This is a genomic window from Kitasatospora sp. NPDC022785, from assembly GCF_055561295.1.
This window is the reverse complement of sequence record NZ_JBVHHB010000031.1, coordinates 78,894-97,548: the sequence shown is the minus strand read 5'-3', so window position 1 is coordinate 97,548 and position 18,655 is coordinate 78,894. Positions and strand designations below refer to the sequence as shown.

The 18,655-nt window shown below is 74.2% G+C and carries 17 protein-coding genes; 8 read left to right on the top strand and 9 right to left on the bottom strand.

The genetic code is table 11. The features are described 5' to 3' along the window. Positions 1–104: 104 nt before the first annotated feature. Positions 105–722, bottom strand: a complete 618-nt coding sequence (locus tag ACZ3YO_RS34535; protein ID WP_465577454.1) for a class I SAM-dependent methyltransferase — start codon at positions 720–722, stop codon at positions 105–107. 31 nt (positions 723–753) lie between these two features. Next, positions 754–1,758: a quinone oxidoreductase family protein gene (locus ACZ3YO_RS34530; protein ID WP_465577451.1), complete on the bottom strand. Its 1,005-nt coding sequence runs from the start codon at positions 1,756–1,758 to the stop codon at positions 754–756. Between the two features lie 102 nt (positions 1,759–1,860). Between ACZ3YO_RS34530 and ACZ3YO_RS34525 the strand changes: the two genes are divergently transcribed. Next, positions 1,861–2,463, top strand: a complete 603-nt coding sequence (locus tag ACZ3YO_RS34525) for a CGNR zinc finger domain-containing protein (RefSeq protein WP_465577448.1) — start codon at positions 1,861–1,863, stop codon at positions 2,461–2,463. An 89-nt stretch (positions 2,464–2,552) separates the two neighbouring features. Here ACZ3YO_RS34525 and ACZ3YO_RS34520 read toward each other — a convergent pair whose 3' ends face one another. The 5 genes from ACZ3YO_RS34520 to ACZ3YO_RS34500 form a co-directional block, all read right to left on the bottom strand. After that, positions 2,553–2,783, bottom strand: coding sequence for a hypothetical protein (locus ACZ3YO_RS34520; protein ID WP_396325862.1), 231 nt, complete (start codon positions 2,781–2,783; stop codon positions 2,553–2,555). 183 nt (positions 2,784–2,966) lie between these two features. Beyond that, a complete protein-coding gene (locus ACZ3YO_RS34515) occupies positions 2,967–3,758 on the bottom strand; it encodes a hypothetical protein (protein ID WP_465577445.1) in 792 nt (263 codons plus the stop codon). A gap of 32 nt (positions 3,759–3,790) precedes the next feature. Next, positions 3,791–6,040, bottom strand: a complete 2,250-nt coding sequence (locus ACZ3YO_RS34510) for an acyltransferase family protein (protein WP_465577443.1) — start codon at positions 6,038–6,040, stop codon at positions 3,791–3,793. Positions 6,041–6,168: 128 nt separating this feature from the next. Then, positions 6,169–8,040, bottom strand: a complete 1,872-nt coding sequence (locus ACZ3YO_RS34505) for a glycosyltransferase family 2 protein (RefSeq protein ID WP_465577441.1) — start codon at positions 8,038–8,040, stop codon at positions 6,169–6,171. A gap of 139 nt (positions 8,041–8,179) precedes the next feature. After that, on the bottom strand, positions 8,180–8,743 hold the full coding sequence (locus ACZ3YO_RS34500) for a GNAT family N-acetyltransferase (RefSeq protein WP_465577438.1): 564 nt from the start codon (positions 8,741–8,743) through the stop codon (positions 8,180–8,182). 293 nt (positions 8,744–9,036) lie between these two features. Between ACZ3YO_RS34500 and ACZ3YO_RS34495 the strand changes: the two genes are divergently transcribed. Continuing rightward, positions 9,037–9,936: a lysozyme gene (locus ACZ3YO_RS34495; protein WP_465577435.1), complete on the top strand. Its 900-nt coding sequence runs from the start codon at positions 9,037–9,039 to the stop codon at positions 9,934–9,936. A gap of 421 nt (positions 9,937–10,357) precedes the next feature. Then, a complete protein-coding gene (gene rox, locus ACZ3YO_RS34490; protein WP_465577433.1) occupies positions 10,358–11,824 on the top strand; it encodes a rifampin monooxygenase in 1,467 nt (488 codons plus the stop codon). Positions 11,825–11,913: 89 nt separating this feature from the next. Here the strand turns inward: rox and ACZ3YO_RS34485 are convergent, their stop codons facing one another. Next, positions 11,914–12,813 (bottom strand): aminoglycoside phosphotransferase family protein, encoded by a 900-nt coding sequence (locus tag ACZ3YO_RS34485; RefSeq protein WP_465577430.1) that lies wholly within the window; start codon positions 12,811–12,813, stop codon positions 11,914–11,916. Positions 12,814–13,058: 245 nt separating this feature from the next. Between ACZ3YO_RS34485 and ACZ3YO_RS34480 the strand changes: the two genes are divergently transcribed. Then, the gene (locus ACZ3YO_RS34480; protein ID WP_465577427.1) at positions 13,059–13,454 is read left to right on the top strand and encodes a guanyl-specific ribonuclease; all 396 of its coding nucleotides are present in this window, start codon (positions 13,059–13,061) and stop codon (positions 13,452–13,454) included. Between the two features lie 165 nt (positions 13,455–13,619). On the opposite strand, the gene ACZ3YO_RS34475 is transcribed toward ACZ3YO_RS34480, so the two are convergent. Beyond that, positions 13,620–15,248 (bottom strand): purple acid phosphatase family protein, encoded by a 1,629-nt coding sequence (locus tag ACZ3YO_RS34475; protein ID WP_465552340.1) that lies wholly within the window; start codon positions 15,246–15,248, stop codon positions 13,620–13,622. Between the two features lie 194 nt (positions 15,249–15,442). Between ACZ3YO_RS34475 and ACZ3YO_RS34470 the strand changes: the two genes are divergently transcribed. The 4 genes from ACZ3YO_RS34470 to ACZ3YO_RS34455 all read left to right on the top strand — a co-directional run bounded on the left by ACZ3YO_RS34470 (position 15,443) and on the right by ACZ3YO_RS34455 (position 18,565). Then, complete coding sequence (locus tag ACZ3YO_RS34470; RefSeq protein ID WP_465577424.1) at positions 15,443–16,240, top strand: SAM-dependent methyltransferase; 798 nt, start codon at positions 15,443–15,445, stop codon at positions 16,238–16,240. A gap of 97 nt (positions 16,241–16,337) precedes the next feature. Continuing rightward, positions 16,338–17,081, top strand: coding sequence for a TetR/AcrR family transcriptional regulator (locus ACZ3YO_RS34465; protein ID WP_465577421.1), 744 nt, complete (start codon positions 16,338–16,340; stop codon positions 17,079–17,081). A gap of 95 nt (positions 17,082–17,176) precedes the next feature. Then, entirely contained in the window at positions 17,177–17,491 is a 315-nt protein-coding gene (locus ACZ3YO_RS34460) for a hypothetical protein (protein WP_465577418.1), read from the top strand. A gap of 6 nt (positions 17,492–17,497) precedes the next feature. Next, the gene (locus ACZ3YO_RS34455; RefSeq protein WP_465577416.1) at positions 17,498–18,565 is read left to right on the top strand and encodes a M14 family metallopeptidase; all 1,068 of its coding nucleotides are present in this window, start codon (positions 17,498–17,500) and stop codon (positions 18,563–18,565) included. Positions 18,566–18,655 lie beyond the last annotated feature (90 nt).

The window sequence follows — 18,655 nt, the reverse complement described above, 5'->3', positions numbered from 1 at the left end:
ACGCAGGCACCGAACGCAGGCACCGGACGCCGGCACCGGACGCCGGCACCGGAGGCAGGCCGAACGCAGGCACCGGACGCCCCCGGTGACACCCGCCCGCCAGGCTACGACGCCTGCCCACCCGCCGACTCGAAGGCGAGCACCGTCCAGTGCACACCCGGGCGGTCGTGCAGATCGGGGCGTTCGGTGCGGAGCAGCAGGTCCAGCCCACGGGCCCCGGCGAGCGCGACCGTCTCGTCGGCCGGGACGTCGAACATCCGGCGGCCGGCCGGGACGGGGCCGTGGCGCTGCGAGAGGAGGACCCGGCCGCCGGGGGCGAGCAGCCGGGCGAGGGCGTCCATCGCCAACGGTCGTTCGTCCTCGGCCAGATGCATCCAGACGGCGCAGAGCAGGATCAGGTCGAAGCGCTCGCCCGCCGTGCCGAGCACGGTGGCGGCGGGCAGCGCGTCGTCCACCCAGCGGATGGCGCTGCCGGCATGGATGCGCCGGCCGGCCCGGCGCAGCTCCGCCGTCGGCTCGGCGGCGACGACGCGGTGGCCGCGTGCGGCCAGGGCGGCGGCGTCCCGGCCGGTGCCGGCGCCGATGTCGAGGATGTCGGACGGCCGCTCGGGGAACAGGTGCAGCACCTCGCGGTGGACCTCCTCGAACGTCACTTCCTCGTACTGCACGGCGAGTTGCTCCGCCGCCTCGCCGTAACCCGCGTTGCTCGCCAGCCGGTCCACGTATCCCCCTCGCCCGTCGCGTGCGCCGCGGTCAGGCTGGGTCGGCCGCCACGGTCAGGACGATCTTGCCCCGGTTGGCGCGACTTTCCAACCGCCGGTGGGCGTCGGCCGCCTCCTCCAGGGGGAACACGGACTCCACCGGCACCCGGTACGCCCCGGTGGCGACGCGGGCGGCGATCTCCCGCAGGTCGGGGCGGGGGTCGTAGCCGTGGTCCAGCAGGTTGGTGATCTGGAAGCCGTGGATGGACACGTTCTTCGGGTAGAAGTGCCGGGTGTCGATGGTGCTGGGCTCCAGGGCGACGTTGGCCAGCGCGACCACCCGTCCGGCCTGGCCGGCCTGGCGCAGGCTCCGGCCGAACACCCGCCCGCCGACGGTGTCCAGGACGACGTGGGCGCCGCGCCCGCCGGTCAGCCGGAGCACCTCGCCGACGGCGGCGTCCTCCGGGTGGGCGGAGGTGTCGACGGTTGCGTCGGCACCGAAGCCGGCCGCCCACTCGGCCTTGGCCGCGGAGCCGGCGACGGCGATGACGCGCGCGCCCGCCTCGGCGGCGATCTGCACCGCCGCGCTGCCGACCCCGCTGGCCGCCGCCTGCACGACCACCGTCTCCCCGGCGACCACCCGGGCCAGCCGGTGCAGGCAGTACCAGGCGGTGAGCCAGGCGGAGGGCAGCGCGGCGGCTGCGAGCATGCCGACCCCCTCGGGCAGGGACGTGACCCGGGCGGCCGGGACGACCGCGAGTTCGGCGTAGAAGCCGGAGCCGGCGGCGGCATCCATCGCCAGGACGGGCTGCCCGGCGTCCAGGCCGGTCACCCCCTCCCCCAGGGCGGCGACGGTGCCGGCCGCCTCGACACCGAGGATCAGCGGCGGCCGTCCGGCGCGGTGGTAGACGCCCGAACGGACCAGCGCGTCGGCCCGGTTGACGCCCGCCGCGGCGACCCGCACCAGCACCTCTCCGGGGCCGGGCACCGGATCCGGGAGATCCGCCGGGAGCAGCACCTCGGGGCCGCCGAACTGCTCGATCCGTACTGCGCGCATGGTTGCGTACCCGCCCTCGTGAGTGACACCTGATGAACAGGTGTCACCTTGCGACACCGGATGAAGTGGTGTCAAGCGTGGTTCCGGGCGTAGGCTCTCCCCATGCCGCGCAGCGCCCACGCCACCGACCCGCAGCTCGCCTTCCCGTTCCTCGGCGGCCGCCCCTGTCTGAACTTCGTCGCCACCCTCGGCCGGCGCCACGCCACCCCCGTCGAGCGCCTGCCCGACCACGACGCACTGACCCGCTGGCTCACCGAGGCGGCGCTGCGCCCCGACGACGCGACCGCCGAGGCCACCGACCGCGACCTGACGGACGCGCGCCGGCTGCGCGAGGCCCTGTACCGGTTGCTGCGCGCCGCGATGGCGGGCATCCCCCCGGCCGCGGGCGACCTCACCGAGGCCAACGCGGCCGCCGCCGCCCCCGACCTCGCCCCCCAACTCGACCCGGCGGACGGCGGACTCCGGCTTCACTGGCACACCGGGGCCCCCGCGGACGGCGTCCGGGCCGCCCTCGCCGCGGTGGCGCGCGACGCCGTGCTGCTGGCGGGCGGCCCGCTTCTCGGCCGGGTCAAGGAGTGCGAGAACCCGGACTGCTCGCTGCTCTTCCTGGACGACTCCCAGGCCCGCCGTCGCCGCTGGTGTTCGATGGAGCGCTGCGGCAACCTCGCCAAGATCGCCGGCTACCGCGCCCGCACCCGGCCCTGAGGCCCGGCCGGCGCCCCGGGATCAGGCCACCGCCCCGTGTCCAGGCCGGCGCCCATCCGGGTCCGGACGGCCGGAAGGCCCGACGGCCGTCAGGCCTCGCCGGGGTGCCAGGCGGGCCATTCCCAGGGGCGGTCGGCCCAGTGGACGCGGACGGGGTCGCGCGGGTCGAGATCGGGGAAGAGCTGGTGGACCCTCGGCTCGAACTCCTCCGGGGCCAACGGCTCCCAGCCGTGGCCCTCGAAGTGGACCAGGCGGTAGCGGCTGTCGGTGCGGAACTCGGCGACCTCGACCAGGGGCTTCGACGTGCTGTTGGTTTCCATGCCCCCAGCATGTGGCGGACCGGGGACCTCCGCACCCGGGGTACGGCAGGCAGCGTACCGGCGGGGCGGACGGCCGGGAGGCGGGCGCCAGAGAACCCTCTTCCGGGTCATGTCCCGGCGTCCGCGCGCTCGTTGAGCACGGCGAGCGGGTCGCCGGTGGTCGGCGACGGCCGGCAGGAGGACTCAGGGCATGAGCGGGCAACCGGCAGGCGGGCGGGCGACGGGCAGGCAACCGGCAGGCGGGCAGTGGCAGTGGCCGGCGCAGCGGTGGGAGCCGCCGCCGGTACCGCCGCCACCGGCCGCTGCGGCCTCCGCTCCGTCCTTCGGTCCGGGCGCATCCGCTCCGGGCGCTCCTGCCCCGGGCTCAGCTGCTCGGGCCGTGCCCGCTCCGGCGCGGAAGCCGCGCTGGGTGTGGGCGGCGACGGCGGCCGGGATCGTCACCGCGATGGCCTCCGTCCTGGTGATGTGCGGGCCCGGGTCGGGTGACGAGACCACGGGGGTGGTGGCGTTCCCGTCGGTCTCGCCCTCCCCGTCGACGTCCTCCTCGACGTCCTCTTCGACGTCCTCCTCGACGGAGGCGTCCGCCGCACCGGCCCTACCCCTGGAGCCCTCGTTCCCCCTGTCGCCCGACCTGCTGCCGGCCTCGGACGCGCCGCCCACCGGCACGCCCGCCTCCTCACCGGAGGCGGACCCCGCCCCCGCGCCGCAGACGGGCGGCGAGGACGAGCCCGCCGGGGCGGACCACGCCGCCCCCGGCACCGCCCGGCCCAGGCCGAGCCGGGCACCGCGCCCGGCGCCGTCCCGCCCGCCGGCCACCACTGCGGCGCCGGCCCCGCCCGCGGCGGTGCCGGCGCCCGCTCCGGGCAGGGCCCCGAGCGTGCCGACGGCCGTCGGCCCCGGGTCCGTCTGCGACCAGGCCGAGCGCTTCGGCCGCTGGCCGGCCGGCTCGGAACAGGCCCGGCTCTGCCACGGCATCTACGGCTGAGGCCCCGGCGCCGGCCCCCGGCTCACCACGCTCCCAGCAGTTTCCTGTCCAGCCGGGGCGCCAGCACCCGCGCCAGGGTGTCGGTGATGTGCCCGGTGTCCCGGTAGAGCACCACGCCCTCCAGGACCGCCGGGCAGTCCGGCCCGGTGCCCGGGCAGAGCAGCGGGGCGAGGTCGAGGACGCGGACGCCGTAGCGGCCGGCGAGGCCGCCGTCGGTCAGCGGGTCGCGTTCGAAGGCCGACTCGCGGGGGAAGAAGCAGGAGTCCGAGCGGCCGTCGGAGGCGGCCAGGCAGGTGGGAATGTCCTTGCCGGGCATCGGCGTGTCCGCGAGGTAGGCGAGCGGGGCGCCGACGGCGGAGAGCCGGTCGAGGGTGCGGGTCCAGCCCTCGGTGCGCTCGTCCTGGCTGCCGTAGCGGTTGAGGCCGGCCATCAGGATCAGGCGCGGCCTGGGGCCGGTGGCGAGGCGGGTCAGGGTGTTCTCGCGCCAGCGGTCGCACTCGTCGAAGGTACGGCCGAGGACGTTGTTGCGCACGGTCAGGGTCGCCAGCGGGCAGCCCGGTTTGACCAGCACCTCCAGCGCCCACTTCCGCTGCTCGGCCAGCGCCAGCGCGCTCGAGATCCACTGGCCGGCGTGGGAGTCGCCGACCAGCACGATCCGGTCGGGGCTGGACTCGGTGCCGAACAGGCAGCGCGGGCTGGTGTCGGCGCCGAGCGGGATCTCGCAGCCCCGGCCGGGCGGGAAGTCCTCGCGGGCCCGGGCGAGCGAGGGCGTCAGGGTGAGCACCCGGGTGCCGGGGGCGAGCAGGGCGGGGCCGTCGACCGCGCCGGCCGGGACCGCCACGGGCAGCTCGGCGCCGCCGAGAGCCCGGACGGTGCCGCCACCGAGGGTCAGTCCGGCGATCAGCGGGATGACCAGGGCGCTGGCACCGACCGCGAGGCCCCGCCGGGGCGCCGGGCTGCTGCCGTACCGGAGCGGCTGCTCGACCAGCCGCAGGGTGAGCCAGGCCGGCAGGGCGCTGGCGGCGGTGAGCGCGGCGAGGGTGGTCCACGGCAGGGTGCCGTAGCGGGCCTGGGCGATGGTCAGCACCGGCCAGTGCCAGAGGTACCAGGCGTACGAGAGGCGGCCGGCGGCGCGCAGCGGCCGGGTGGCGAGGAGCCGGCCGGCGTCGGCCGGACCGAGGGCGCGGTGTGCCGGTCCGGCGAGCAGGACGGCCGCCGTGCCGAGGACGGGCAGCAGGGCGGCGCTTCCGGGGAAGGGCGTGTTGCGGTCGTAGGTGAGGACCGCGAGGGCGACGGCCGCCGCGCCGCCCCAGCCGAGCAGGCGCAGCGCCCAGCCGGCGGGCCGGGCGGCCCGGCCCGCACGTGGCAGCCGGCCGGCCAGGGCCGTTCCGAGCAGGGCGGCGCCGGCGCCGGCGGCGAACTCCCAGAGCCGGCTCGCGGTGGAGAAGTAGCCGAGCGGTGCGGAGCCGGCCGTCCAGCGGATGCAGAGCGCCAGCGAGACGCCGCCGATCGCGGTGGTCGCGAGCGCGATCGCGGCGGTGCGGCGGCGGCCCGCGAGGTGGCGGGCGAGGCCGAGCAGCAGGACGCCCCAGAGCAGGTAGAACTGGTTCTCCACGCCCAGCGACCAGAAGTGCTGGAGCGGGCTCGGGTCGCGTTCGGCGGCGAGGTAGTCGGTCTGCCGGCCGACGAACCGCCAGTTGGCGAACTGGCCGGCGGCGGCGATCAGGTCACGGGCGAGGTCGGTCCCGCGAAGCGGGTCGAGCAGGGCGCCGCCGGCGAGCGCGGTGGCGACCAGGACGACGGCGGCGGCGGGCAGGATGCGGCGGGCCCGGCGGGCGGCGAAGTCCCGGAGGCCGATCGGGCGGCCCAGCAGCACGCCGGTGATCAGGAATCCGGAGATGACGAAGAAGATGTCGACGCCGACGTAGCCGCCGGTGAAGGCGGGGACGGCGGCGTGGAAGGCCAGGACGGCGAGCACGGCGACGCCGCGCAGGCCCTCGATGTCGGGCCGGAAGGCGGCCCGCCCGCGGGGCTCCCCGGCGCTCGGCCCGTCCGGCTGCGGCGCCGACTCGGCAGCGGCGGCGGTGATGGGGCGGTGGACGAGTTCGACCAGGGTGTCGGGCGGCCCCGGTTCGGGTGCGGGATCGGTGCGGACGGCGCTCGGCGGTTCGACGGGCGGGCGTCCGGCGCTCGGCGGTTCGACGGGCGGGCGTCCGGCGCTCGGCGGTTCGACGGGCGGGCGTCCGGCGCTCGGTGGTACGGCCGTGGGCACGGCGGTGCTCCTTGCAGTGACTGGCAGCGGTGTTCGGGGACCGCCGGCCGATGGGGCGGCCGAGCGGTGGGTCCGCGCCGGTGGGGCGACGCGCAAGGGGTGCGAAAGAGAGATGAATTGACGAAGCGTCAGAGGATGAGCGGGTCGGCCCAGCCGGAGGCCAGCAGGCCGCAGAGCAGCAGCACGGCGGTGAGGGCGACGGCCTCGGCCCGGCCGAAGCCCAGGTCGGAGACGCGCCGGGCGGGCGGGGCGACTTCGGCGACGGCGGCACCGTTGCCGCCGCGCAGCAGGGGCCGGAGGGCCCGGAGGAGCGGAATCGTGGTGTAGGCGGTGAGTCCGAGCAGCGCGGCGAGTGCCCAGTAGGGCTGCCAGCCGTACAGGGCGACGGCCCGGGCGAGGCCGGCGACACCGGCGAGGACGACGAGGCCGAGCCAGCCGACGCCGATCCGGGCGACGGTGCGGGCCAGCGAACTTCCGCCGGAGACGGCGCCGGTGGGCACCCAGTCGGCGCTGCGGCGACGCAGCGCGTGGGCGATGGCGACCACGTGGCAGAGCCCGCCCAGGAGTTGGACCCGGGTGACCTCGAAGCGCCAGCGCGTGCGCGACATCGCGGGCAGCAGGACGAGCGCGACCCAGATCGGCGGCAGGAAGGGCAGGACCTGCCAGGGCCGGATCTCGTCGGGGCGGAAGAACAGCATGATCAGCGCGGGCAGCGGAACGGCGAAGACGTTCACCGCACTGGTGAGGTAGCCGAGGATGCCGTTCCAGAAGCAGAGCCGGGCCGAGCGGGAGAGCGGGCCGCTGCGGAAGCCGGGGTCGCCGACCAGGGCGAGCGAGCCGAGGCACCAGCGGTACTGCTGGCTGATGAAGGCGGGCAGGCCGGTGGGCGACATGCCCTTGGCGACCAGCGCGGGCACGTACCGAGTGGTCCACCCGGCGCGGGCGAGCGAGAGGCCGGTGTAGAGGTCCTCACTGTGGTCGATCTCGGCGAAGCCGCCGACCCGCTTCAGTGCGGCGCGCCGGTAGAGCGCGTTGGTGCCGCAGCAGACGGTGCCGTCCTGGGCGTCCCGGGAGGGCTGGATCCACCGGTAGAAGATCTCCTGGGTGGCTCCGGCGGCCCGCTCCAGCCAGGACATGCCGGGGTCGGTGTCGAAGCACTGCGGGCTCTGGACGATGCCGACCTCGGGGTTGTCGAGGTAGGGCACCAGGTGCTGCAGGAAGTCGGGGCGCGGGCAGAAGTCGGCGTCGAGGACGGCGACGATCTCGCCGGTGCTCTCGGCCAGGCCGTGGTTGAGGTTGCCGGCCTTCTTGAACCGGCCCCGGTCGGGCCGGGCCCGGTACTGGAAGCCGTGGGCCTTCGCGAGTTCGCGCACCTCGGGGCGGTCGGCGTCGTCGAGGACGAGGACGGTCAGCTCGCCGGGCCAGCGGACGGCCGCGGTGTGCCGGTAGGCGTTGGCGAGGACGTCGAGCGGCTCGCCGGCGGTGGGCAGCAGCAGGTCGACGCCGGGGTACCGGGCCGGCCGCCAGGCCCGCAGCAGCAGGTCGTGCGAGTCGCGGGTGTAGCGGCGGGCGCGCTGGCCGTCGGCGAGGGAGAGCAGCCAGGTGGCGGCGTTGAGCACGGTCAGGACCAGGAACGGCCAGAGCAGTGGCCGGCTGAGTGCGAAGAGACCGAGTGTGGCGGTGGCGCCGGCGTAGGAGAGGGTGGCGCAGAGCAGCACCCAACGGCGCTGGGGGCCGAAGTACCAGTAGAGCTCCTCGTCGTCGGGCGGGCTGGGCAGACGCTGCGCACCGCCCGCGGGCGGGCCTCCGGCAGCGGCGGGGCCGCGCACGACGGCACCGGTAGAGGCAGCTGAGGCGGAGGCGGGAAGGGCGACGGCGGCAGCCGGACGGGTGGCGTCGATCGCGGGACGAGCCGCCTCGATCGCCGGACGGGTGGCGCCGGTAATGGCGGGCGGAGCGGTGTCGGTTGCGGGCATGGCGGTGCCATGGAGTGCGGGCATGCGGAAATGGCCCCCCTGGGCAGGACGGAACGTGACCGTTCGTCCGCCAGCCTCTCACATTGGCCTAGACCAATCATGAACGAGGTGTGACATCTCCACGTTGCCGCAGGTCAGCATTGACGAATCCTCAAACCTACTGTCAAGTAAGCTTCTTCACCAGCTTCTCGAACCGCAGGTCGGGGCGGAGCGGGATGCCGAAACGCTCGTCGCCGTACGGGAACGGGGAGTGGACCCCGGTGCGGGAGAAGCCCCGGCGCTCGTACCAGGCGATCAGGTCGGCGCGCTGCTCGATAACCGTCATCTCCAGCTCGACGGCGCCCCACTCCTCCGCCGCGAACCGCTCGGCCTCCGCCAGCACCGCCCGGCCGACGCCGCCGCCCTGGCGGCCCGGGCGGACCGAGAACATCCCGAAGTAGGCGTGCTCACCCCGGCGCTCCAGCTGGCAGCAGGCGAGCAGCTCGCCGGCGTGCTCGGCGAGCAGGACCACGCCGTCGGCGTGGGTGACGGCGGCGGTGACGTTCTCGACGTCGGTGCGCCGTCCGCCCAGCAGGTCCGCCTCGGTGGTCCAGCCCGCCCGGCTGGTCTCGCCGCGATAGGCGGACTCGATCAGCTCGACCAGGGCGGGCACGTCGGCGACGGTGGCAGCGCGGAAGGCGAGGCCGCCCGGCTCGGGCTGGGCGGCGTCTCGGGTGGTCTCGGGCACGGGGGTCCTCTTCTCTCCAGCGGGCGGCGGGCTCCGGCAGTCGGCTCCCGGCATCGTGCCACAGCCGCCCAGGGGACCGGCACGGGCCGGAACCGGAGCCCGCGGCCAGCCGGCCGCGAGGCGGGACCTTCCGGGCCAACCGGCCGGTAACCACACAGATGTGACGGTGGTTCAGGATGTGACCCGGGATACCTGGTCAGGCTGGCGGGTACATGGCTAGTCTGCTCCCGGCCGGCCCCACACCGGCTGTACCGCCATCCACGGGTCACCAGCACCGGACCAGAGGAGTGTTCATGTTCAGCACTTCCCGCTCCGCCAGCCCCACCGGTACCACCGGGACACCGAAGTCCCGCAGGCTCCCCGTCGCCGCCGCGCTCGCCGCCGCGGCCGCCCTCGTCACGGGCGCCGCCGCACCCGCGTACGCGGCCGAGCCGGCCCCCTCCGAGGTGGCCGAGCAGGCCGCACGGCACCTCCCGCCCATCCACCCCGACCTCGACTTCGCCGGCTCCACCGTCGCGGCCCACGAGGGCAGAGCAAGCACCGCCGGCATCTTCGCCCTCGCCGCCACCCAGACCCCCGGGCTGGACGTCGCCAGCTACCAGGGCAACGTCAACTGGGCCTCGGTGAAGGCCAACGGCGCCCGCTTCGCCTACGTCAAGGCCACCGAGGGCACCACCTACACCAACCCGTACTTCGCCCAGCAGTACAACGGCTCCTACAACGCCGGTCTGATCCGCGGCGCCTACCACTTCGCCCTCCCGGACCGCTCCTCCGGCACCGCCCAGGCCAACTGGTTCGTCGACCACGGCGGCGGCTGGTCCCGCGACGGAAAGACCCTCCCGCCCGCCCTCGACATCGAGTACAACCCCTACGGCGCCACCTGCTTCGGCCTCAGCCAGAGCGCGATGGTCAGCTGGATCCGGTCCTTCAGCAACACCGTCCACACCCGCACCGGCCGCTACCCCACCATCTACACCACCACCAACTGGTGGAGCCAGTGCACGGGCGACAACGGCGGCTTCGGCACCACCAACCCGCTCTGGATAGCCCGCTACGCCTCCGGCGTCGGTACCCTCCCCAACGGCTGGGGCTACCAGACCTTCTGGCAGTACGCCGACTCCGGCACCTTCCCCGGCGACCAGAACCTCTTCAACGGCGCCTACGACCGCCTCCAGGCCCTCGCCAACGGCTGACCGCGATCCGGAGTGGGGGGGCCCCCCCCCGGGGGGGGCCCCCCCCCCCCCCCCCCCCACACAAAAACCCAAGAACCCCCCCCCCCCCCCCCCCCCCCCCCCCCCCCCCCCCCCCCCCCCGCCCCCCCGGCCGGGGGGGGGCCCCCCCCCGGGGGGGGGCCCCCCCACTCCACCGGCCGGATCAAAAGACTCGACGCACGCAGGGCCGCGCCTCACGGGACACACCACATCCAAGGCCGCGCCGCTGCTTCGCGGGGAGGGCGTCCGCCCGCAGCGCTCAACAAAAGACAGAGGCAAGGAGGTTGCCCGCTCCTTGCCACTCTCAACTTATAGCGCACCAGGGGGCTTGCGGCAAGGCCCTGGTCGTACAGCAGAATCACCAGCCTGAGCCGGGTTCTGTGGAAGTTGACGGGGGTTTGTGATGATCGACGTGATCGTGGCCGGCGCTGGACCGACCGGGCTGATGCTGGCCGGCGAACTCCAGCTGGCCGGAGTGCGGACGGTCGTGCTGGAGAGGCTGGCCGAGCCGACCGGGCAGTCCCGCGCACGCGGCCTGCACGTGCGCAGCATCGAGGTGCTGGACCAGCGCGGCATGCTCGACCGGTTCCTCGCGGTCGGCGAGAAGTTCCAGGCCGGCGGGTTCTTCGCCGCCATCGTCAAGCCCTGGCCGGGCCGGGTGGACACCGCGCACCCGTACGGCCTCGCCATCCCGCAGACGGTCACCGAGCGGCTGCTCACCGAGCGTGCCGTCGAGCTCGGCGCCGAGATCCGGCGCGGCTGCGAACTGGTCGGGCTGAGCCAGGACGAGGACGGGGTGAGCGTCGAACTGGCCGGTGCGGGCACCCCCGCCATTGAGGGCGTAGCCGGCGGGGGAGGCGCCCGGCTGCGGGCCCGCTACCTCGTCGGCTGCGACGGTGGCCGCAGTGTGGTGCGCAAGCTGCTCGGCGTCGGCTTCCCCGGTGAGCCCACCAAGGTCGAGACGCTGTTGGGTGATGTGGAGGTGACGGCGGAGCCGACGGCGATGGCCGCCGTCATGGCCGAGATCCGCAAGAAGCACGTGCGGTTCGGCGCCGTTCCCCTGGGGGACGGGGTGTTCCGCGTCATCGTTCCCGCCGAAGGGCCGGCCGAGGACCGGGCGGCCGCGCCGACCTTCGAGGAGTTCAAGGAGCGGCTGCGGGCGTTCGCCGGCACCGACTTCGGCGCGCACTCACCGCGCTGGCTGTCCCGGGTCGGCGACGCGACCCGCCAGGCCGAGCGCTACCGGGTCGGCCGGGTGCTGCTGGCCGGCGACGCGGCGCACATTCACCCGCCGACCGCCGGACAGGGGCTCAACCTCGGTGTCCAGGACGCGTTCAACCTCGGGTGGAAGCTGGCCGCCGAGGTCAACGGCTGGGCGCCGGAGGGGCTGCTGGACAGCTACCACGCCGAGCGGCACGCGGAGGGCGCCCGCGTGTTGGGCAGCACCCTCGCGCAGGGCGTGCTGCTCGAGGACACCGCGGGCGCCAGGGCGTTGCGGGAGTTGTTCTCCGAGCTGCTGGACTTCGAGGACGTGAACCGCTCCGTGACGGAGATGATCACCGCGGTCGGGGTCCGTTACGACCTCGGCGAGGGCCACGACCTGCTCGGCCGGCGGCTGCGGGACGTGACGCTGAAGCAGGGGCGCCTCTACGAGCTGATGCGCGGCGGCCGCGGGATTCTGCTCGACCGGTCCGGCCTGCTCTCGGTGGAGGGCTGGGCGGACCGGGTCGACCACGTCATCGACGTCAGCGAGGAGTTGGACGTCCCCGCGGTGCTGCTGCGGCCGGACGGCCACGTGGCGTGGGTCGGTGACGACCAGCAGGATCTGCTCGGTGTGCTGCCACGCTGGTTCGGCGGCGCCGCCGGCTGAGCGCGCGGTCGCGGCCCGAAGGGGTGAGGCCTCGGCCGGGGCGACGGGCCGGCCGGTCCCGTCGAGCGGCGGGAGCGGCCGGGGGAGCCTCAGCCCTCCTCCAGCACGGCCCGGATCACGTGCCGGGCGTTCCGTGCCATCGCCGGGTTGGTCCTGCGGTAGTGCGGCAGGGCGATGAGCGCCTGGGAGAGGGTCCGTCCCCGGCCACGGGTCCAGGTGGCGTCGTCCACCCCCAGGGCCTCGCGGAAGGTCTTGCGGGCGTCGGCCGGCAGCAGGTTCCACGCCGGGAAGAGGTCGCAGGCCGGGTCTCCCACGCCGGTGCAGCCGAAGTCGATCACCGCGCTCAGCCTGCCGCCGGCCACCAGCAGATTGCCGGGCATGAGGTCGGCGTGCAGCCACACCGGCGGCCCGTCCCAACCCGGGGCCCGCAGGGCCTCCTCCCAGGCGGCGGTCACGGCAGCACCGTCGACGCCCTCCTCCGGGAGGCCGCGCAGTGCCTCGATCGCCCGCCGGGTCGCCGCGTCGAGCGAGGCGATCGGCCCGCCGCGGTAGGCGGGCGGCGCACCCGGCAGGGTGACGGCCCGCATCGCGGTCACGAACCCGGCCAGGTCCTCGGCCAGCACCACGGGCTCGCTCAGGTCGCCCGCCTCGGGGTGCTCCCCGGCGAGCCAGCGGTACACCGACCACGGCAAGGGGTAGCCCTCGGCGGGCTCCCCGGCCCCCAGGACCTCGGGGACGGCCGTGGGCAGCAGGGGCGCGAGGCGCGGGAGCCACCTCCGCTCCATCGACACGTCCTCGGCACCGCCGCTCGTCATCGGCAGCCGTACGACCATCGCGTCGCCCAGTCGGTAGACGGCGTTGACCGTGCCGCCGGACGGCAGCCGCTCCACCGCGAGCCCGGCCCACTGCGGGAACTGCCCGGCGACCAGCCGCCGGACGAGGGTCTCGTCGATGGGGTGCCGGCCGGGGTGCGTCTGCGCTGTGCTCATGGGATGCCATCCGACCGCGAACCCCGGGAGGCGTCAATCGCTTTTCGGGCCGGCGCCACAGCCGGCACCGCAGCCGGACCCGACCGGCCGGCACCCCGGGTGACAGGACCGCAGCGCCGGGACGCTCATGATGGCGGTACGCCACAAGTCATCCCGGTACTGGGACAGTTACGCGGGAATGAAGTGTTTCCGCACCACCCCGGCAAGCCTTCCTCCTGCACCTGACAACGATTCACACTGCTGTCATGCGAACTGCTCTACGCGCGTTGAAGAACCGCGCCGCCTCCGTTGCCGTTGTCGGCCTGCTCGCCCTCGCCCCCACCGCGGTGTCCGCCACCGAGGCCCACGCCGCCGTCAGCGGCAGCGTCTGCCTGTCCGACCTGCCGAGCCAGGCCTGGGACACCCTGGACCTGATCGACGCCGGGGGCCCGTTCCCGTACTCGCAGGACGGTGTCGTCTTCCAGAACCGGGAGCGCATCCTGCCCTCCAAGTCCTCCGGCTACTACCACGAGTACACCGTCATCACCCCGGGCAGCCCGACCCGCGGCGCGCGACGGGTCATCACCGGCCTGGTCTACCACGAGGACTACTACACCTCGGACCACTACGCGAGCTTCTACAAGGTCGACTGGGGCTGCTGACCGCCCCCCTCCCCTCCCCGCCCCTGCGACCCCGGGCGGCCGGTCGGCGGGTGCGGTTGCCGTGGCCGTCCCCGCCGACCGTCCGTCCCCGCCGACCGCCCCCGCCGACCGCCTGTGCGTGCGGACCGAAGGCCCCGCCCTCACCCCGGCTCCGGGCGTCCCGACTCAGCCCCGGACGTCGGAGCGGCTGCGTTCCAGGGTGAAGGTGTCCACCGGGGTCAGGTCACCGTGCGGGCCGTCGAAGGTGTAGTACGTCACCCGCATACGGGTGCGGCCGCTACGGCGGTCACCGGGGTCGACGTCGAAGGCGGCGAAGCCGTGGGTGTGCTTGCGGTCCTGGACGGCGGCCCAGGGGGCGTCCTCGGTGACCCAGATCGACTCGCGGTACGGAGCGGGCGGGCGCGGCTTGTCCTCCAGGGCGACGACGACCCGGCCCTTGGGCTGCTCGAACAGGTCGTCCTGGGTGGTGGCGGCGTTGCCGCCGGCGCCGATGATCATGTGGACGGTGCCGCGGTCGGTGTCGATCAGGTCGAGCCGGGTGTCGGACGGCACCGGGGTGCGGGTGTCGTTGGGGAGGGTCCCGCGGACGGGGTGGGAGCGCTCGTAGTAGTGCTCGTGGCCGCTGACGACGAGGTCCACACCGTAGGCGTCGAAGAGCGGGCCCCACGTCTCGCGGATGCCGAGGTCGCTGCCGCTGCCGTGGAGGGAGCTGGAGATCATCGGGTGGTGCATGCAGACGACGATCCAGTCGACCGCCCGGCTGTCCCGGGCGGCCCGCAACTCGCGCTCCAGCCAGCGCTGCTGGGCGCCGCCGGAGTAGCCTCGCAGGTAGGTCTCGCCGCTGTTCTGGATCGCCACGTCGTCGTTGGCGAGGCTGATGAAGCGGACCGCGCCGACGGTGAACGCGTACCACATCCCGCGGGTCTCCTCGTCGAGGGAGGCCGAGGAGTCGGGCAGCGTGAAGTACGTCTGGTAGCCCTCGGCGCCGATCGGGCCGTTGCCGGCCTCGTTCTCGTGGTTGCCGGCGCACGGCATCCACGGGCGCAGTCTGGTCGAGCGGCTGTTGTTGATGAACCAGTCCGCCCAGGTCGCGACCCGGCTCTGCCCGTGGCGGCCGCTGTACGAGGCGTAGCAGAGGTCCCCGTTGACGAGGTTGAACAGCGGGCCGACCCGTTCGACGGCCGCCACGATGTCGGCGGACGCGGCGGTCCCGACCTGGCTGCTGGTGAACACGGGGTACCGGCCGAGCGGCGAGGGGACGCCGTCCGGGAACACGACCTGCCGCCGGAGGTTGGGGGTGGCCTGGTCGCCGAAGCTGGTGAAGGTGAAGGCGGCCCGGCCGCGCGGCGCGGTGGTGAAGGATCCCGTCTCGGGGCTCGCCCCCTCGTGGCCGGCGGCGTACAGGTAGGTGGTCGCCGGGCGGAGCCCGGACAGCCGGGCGTGGTGGACGTACACCTCCTCCTTGGAGAGCGCGTCCCGGTAGGTCCGCGTCTCGGCGTCGGCCACCCGGCCGAGGCCGCCGTCCGGCGACCCGAGCCGGACGTGCGGACGCCGCACCGACTGCGGGGTGATCCAGGAGACGATCATCTCGGACGAGGCGTCCGTCCCGAACTGCAGGTGAAGCCCGCTCACGCTCGGCGCCCCGAGCCGGTGCGGGGTGGACTGGAGCAGCGGGGTGGCACCCGGCGCCGCGTCCGGGGCGGGCGCCGCCGCTGCGGCGGGCGCACCGGCCGCCACCAGCGCGGCACCGGCCGCCGAGGAGCCTCTGAGGATCGACCTGCGCGCGATGTCCATGGAACTCCACTCCCCCGGTGGGCTGTTGACGTCGCAGCACTCTAACGTCATGGACATGCAGAGATGAACCCCTATCCACGGGAGACGCGGCCGGCACCGCCGCGGACCGGGCCCGCTATCATGCGTGGACGCCAGACCGGCCGACGTCCCGCCCCGCGCGGATGACAGCCGTTCAGTTCACCGGAGGGGACCGGATGTTCGACGCCAGAGGCTCCAGCGATGTGACCGACCTCCAGACCGACCGTCCGCATCCGGCCCGCATCTACGACTACTGGCTCGGCGGCAAGGACAACTTCCCGCCCGACCGGGCCGCGGCCGAGCACGCCATCGCCGCCGCCCCCGACATCCCGCAGGCGGCCCGCGAGAACCGCGCCTTCCTGCGCCGCGCCGTCCGGCTCTGCGTCGAGGCGGGCGTCCGCCAGTTCATCGACGTCGGCTCCGGCCTGCCGGCCCAGGGCAATGTGCACGAGGTCGCGCAGGAGATCGCCCCCGACGCGCGGGTGGTCTACATCGACAACGACCCGATCGTGCTCGCCCACGGCCGGGCCCTCCTCTCGGACAAGCGCTCCACCACCGTCCTGACCGGCGACCTCCGCGACCTGGACGAACTGCTGGACCGCCCCGAGCTGCGCAGGCTGATCGACCTCTCGCAGCCGGTGGCCGTCCTGCTCCTCGCCGTCCTGCACTTCGTCGACGACGACCACGCCCGCGCCGCGGTCCGGGCGATCCACAGCCGGCTCGCCCCGGGAAGCCACCTGCTGGTCTCCCACAGCACCTCCGAGGGCAACCCGCAGCGGGCCGCCGAGGTGGCGAAGACCTGGGACAACACCGCGTCGGGGATCACCGACCGCGGCCGCACCGCGATCGAGGGGCTCTTCGACGGCTGGGAGCTCCTGGAGCCCGGCGTCGACTTCGTCCCGCTCTGGCGGCCGGACGGCCCGACCACCGGCACCACCCGCTGGATGTACGCCGGCGTCGGCCGCAAGCACTGAGGACCGACCGACACATGGGCCGTATGCCCGATATTTACCTTGTATCCTTGGTCCCATCTCGTCCCATCCGCCTGACCGGCGTGCGAGGAGTGCGGACATGGTGGAGCTGGACGGTCCCGAGAAGCGGCGGCGCCTGAGCCGCCCGCTGGTGCTCGCGGCCGCCGTCGCACTGGTGGACCAGGAGGGGCTGGCTGCACTGACCATGCGCCGCCTGGCCACCGGCCTCGGCGTCGAGTCGATGGCGCTCTACCGCTACACCCCGGGCAAGGAGGCGCTGCTCGACGGGCTGGTCGAGGCGTTCTTCGCCGAGATCAACGACCGGCTGCGCAGCTCGGCCGAGGTGGTCCGGGGCGCCACCCCCGCCGATCCCGCGCTCCCGGCCTGGCGCGCGGAGCTGCAGCGGATCGCCCGCGCCTTCGCCTCGGTCGCCCACGCCCACCCCGCGATCCTGCCGCTGGTGGCCACCCGGCCGCTCATCGTCCCGGTGGCCCGCCGCCCCGCGCCGGCACTCCAGCTCACCGAGCACATCCTCGCCGTGCTGGGCCGGGCCGGGTTCGACGACTCCGCCGCGCTCACCGTCTACCGCGCCTTCGTCGCCTGGAACGTCGGCTTCCTCCTGGTCGACAAGCGCCAGGTGGTCGACAACCCCGACGAGCCGGACCCGCTGCTGCGCCTGGGCCTGCACCGGCTGCCCGCCGCCGACTACCCCCGGCTGCGCGCACTCGTCCCGCGGCTCTCCGACTACGACGAGGAACGCGAGCTGCTGGCCGGCCTGGACCGCCTGCTGGGCGGGATGCCGCAGGATCCCCTTGACTCCTTCTACGGCGGAAGCGCACGCTGAGGATACGAGGTACACATCGGACATACACGTACATCAGCGCCCCGCGCCGTCGGAATCGCTGATGTGAGACCCGACGGCGCCCGAAAGAGGTCGCCATGTCCACTGCCCACTACGACATTCTCCGTGTCCGCGTCACCGCCAAGGACGCCGACACCCTGCGCGCGCTGCTCCGCGAGGTCCGCCCCGACGTCGGCGGCCACCCCACCCGGGAGCCGGACGGCCGCTGCAGCATCGATGCCTACGTCCCCTCCGACCAGGTCACGGCCCTCGAACGCGAGGGCGTGACCGTCGAGGAGATCCAGAACGCCTCCGAGGCCGGCCGTCTCGCCCAGGCCCAGGTCGGTGAGGGCGACCGGTTCGCCCCTGCCGACGCCCGTCCGCGCGGCCTGGCCGTCAAGGTGAGGGACTGACCCGCCATGTCCTACCTGAACGTCACCGAGGTCGAGTCCGCCGTGGCCAGCCTCTCCACCGCGTTCCCCTCCCTCTCCGGCCTGATCGAGCTGCCCGAACGCACCGTCGAGGGCCGGACGAGCCACGCCCTGCGGATCGGCGCCGAGTCCCTGGCCCCCAAGGACTGCGTCGTCCTGACCGGAGGTCTGCACGCGCGTGAGTGGGGCAGCTGCGAGGTGCTGATCCACCTCGCGGCCGACCTGCTGGAGGCCTACGACTCCCACACCGGTCTCGCCTACGGCGGTACCGCCTTCACCGCCGACCAGGTCCAACGCGTGCTGAACGAGCGGGACCTCGTCATCTTCCCGCTCGTCAACCCGGACGGCCGGCGCTACAGCCAGAGCGTCGACACGATGTGGCGCAAGAACCGCAACCCGGCCAACTCCGGGGGCCGCCCGGAATGCATCGGCGTCGACATCAACCGCAACTTCGACTTCCTCTTCGACTTCACCACCGCCTTCGCGCCGACCGCCGGCCCGCGCGTCTCGGCCGATCCGTGCGACCGCCAGGTGTACGAGGGCCCGCACGCCTTCTCCGAGCCCGAGACCCGCAACGTCCGCTGGCTCCTCGACGAGTTCCCGCGGACGCGCTGGTTCGTCGACGTGCACAGTCACGCCGAGGACATCCTCTTCGTCTGGGGCGACGACGAGAACCAGTCCATCGAACCGGCCATGAACTTCCGCAACCCCATGTTCGACGGCAGGCGCGGCGTGGCCGGTGACCTCGCCTACGCGGAGTTCATCGAGAAGGTCGACGCCGACAACGCCGCCCTGCTCGCCGAACAGTTCTGCCGGGGACTGCACGGCGTGCGCGGCCGCACCTACAAGCCGATGTCCGGGTTCCACCTGTACCCGACCAGTGGAACCAGCGACGACTACGCGTTCTCGCGCCACCTCGTCGACCCGGAGAAGGGCAAGATCCTCGCCTTCACCGTCGAGTGGGGCACGATCTTCCAGCCGCTCTGGCCCGAGATGGAGCAGATCGTCCTCGACGTCGACGCCGGGCTCGTCCAGTTCTGCCTGGCGGCACTCTGAGCCCCGGACCGAACACCGACCGACCACATCAGTGGTCTGAACTGCGATCGAGGCGCCCGCCGGCCGGCGGGCGCCTCGGGCAGTGCCGGG

Excerpts from the sequence above, each read along its gene's own strand:
- ACZ3YO_RS34530 (WP_465577451.1), bottom strand. The coding sequence starts at position 1,758 with ATGCGCGCAGTACGGATCGAGCAGTTCGGCGGCCCCGAGGTGCTGCTC.
- ACZ3YO_RS34525 (WP_465577448.1), top strand. The coding sequence starts at position 1,861 with ATGCCGCGCAGCGCCCACGCCACCGACCCGCAGCTCGCCTTCCCGTTC.
- ACZ3YO_RS34520 (WP_396325862.1), bottom strand. The coding sequence starts at position 2,783 with ATGGAAACCAACAGCACGTCGAAGCCCCTGGTCGAGGTCGCCGAGTTC.
- ACZ3YO_RS34515 (WP_465577445.1), bottom strand. The coding sequence starts at position 3,758 with ATGCCGTGGCAGAGCCGGGCCTGTTCCGAGCCGGCCGGCCAGCGGCCG.
- ACZ3YO_RS34505 (WP_465577441.1), bottom strand. The coding sequence starts at position 8,040 with ATGCCCGCACTCCATGGCACCGCCATGCCCGCAACCGACACCGCTCCG.
- ACZ3YO_RS34495 (WP_465577435.1), top strand. The coding sequence starts at position 9,037 with ATGTTCAGCACTTCCCGCTCCGCCAGCCCCACCGGTACCACCGGGACA.
- rox (WP_465577433.1), top strand. The coding sequence starts at position 10,358 with ATGATCGACGTGATCGTGGCCGGCGCTGGACCGACCGGGCTGATGCTG.
- ACZ3YO_RS34485 (WP_465577430.1), bottom strand. The coding sequence starts at position 12,813 with ATGAGCACAGCGCAGACGCACCCCGGCCGGCACCCCATCGACGAGACC.
- ACZ3YO_RS34480 (WP_465577427.1), top strand. The coding sequence starts at position 13,059 with ATGCGAACTGCTCTACGCGCGTTGAAGAACCGCGCCGCCTCCGTTGCC.
- ACZ3YO_RS34475 (WP_465552340.1), bottom strand. The coding sequence starts at position 15,248 with ATGGACATCGCGCGCAGGTCGATCCTCAGAGGCTCCTCGGCGGCCGGT.
- ACZ3YO_RS34470 (WP_465577424.1), top strand. The coding sequence starts at position 15,443 with ATGTTCGACGCCAGAGGCTCCAGCGATGTGACCGACCTCCAGACCGAC.
- ACZ3YO_RS34465 (WP_465577421.1), top strand. The coding sequence starts at position 16,338 with ATGGTGGAGCTGGACGGTCCCGAGAAGCGGCGGCGCCTGAGCCGCCCG.
- ACZ3YO_RS34460 (WP_465577418.1), top strand. The coding sequence starts at position 17,177 with ATGTCCACTGCCCACTACGACATTCTCCGTGTCCGCGTCACCGCCAAG.
- ACZ3YO_RS34455 (WP_465577416.1), top strand. The coding sequence starts at position 17,498 with ATGTCCTACCTGAACGTCACCGAGGTCGAGTCCGCCGTGGCCAGCCTC.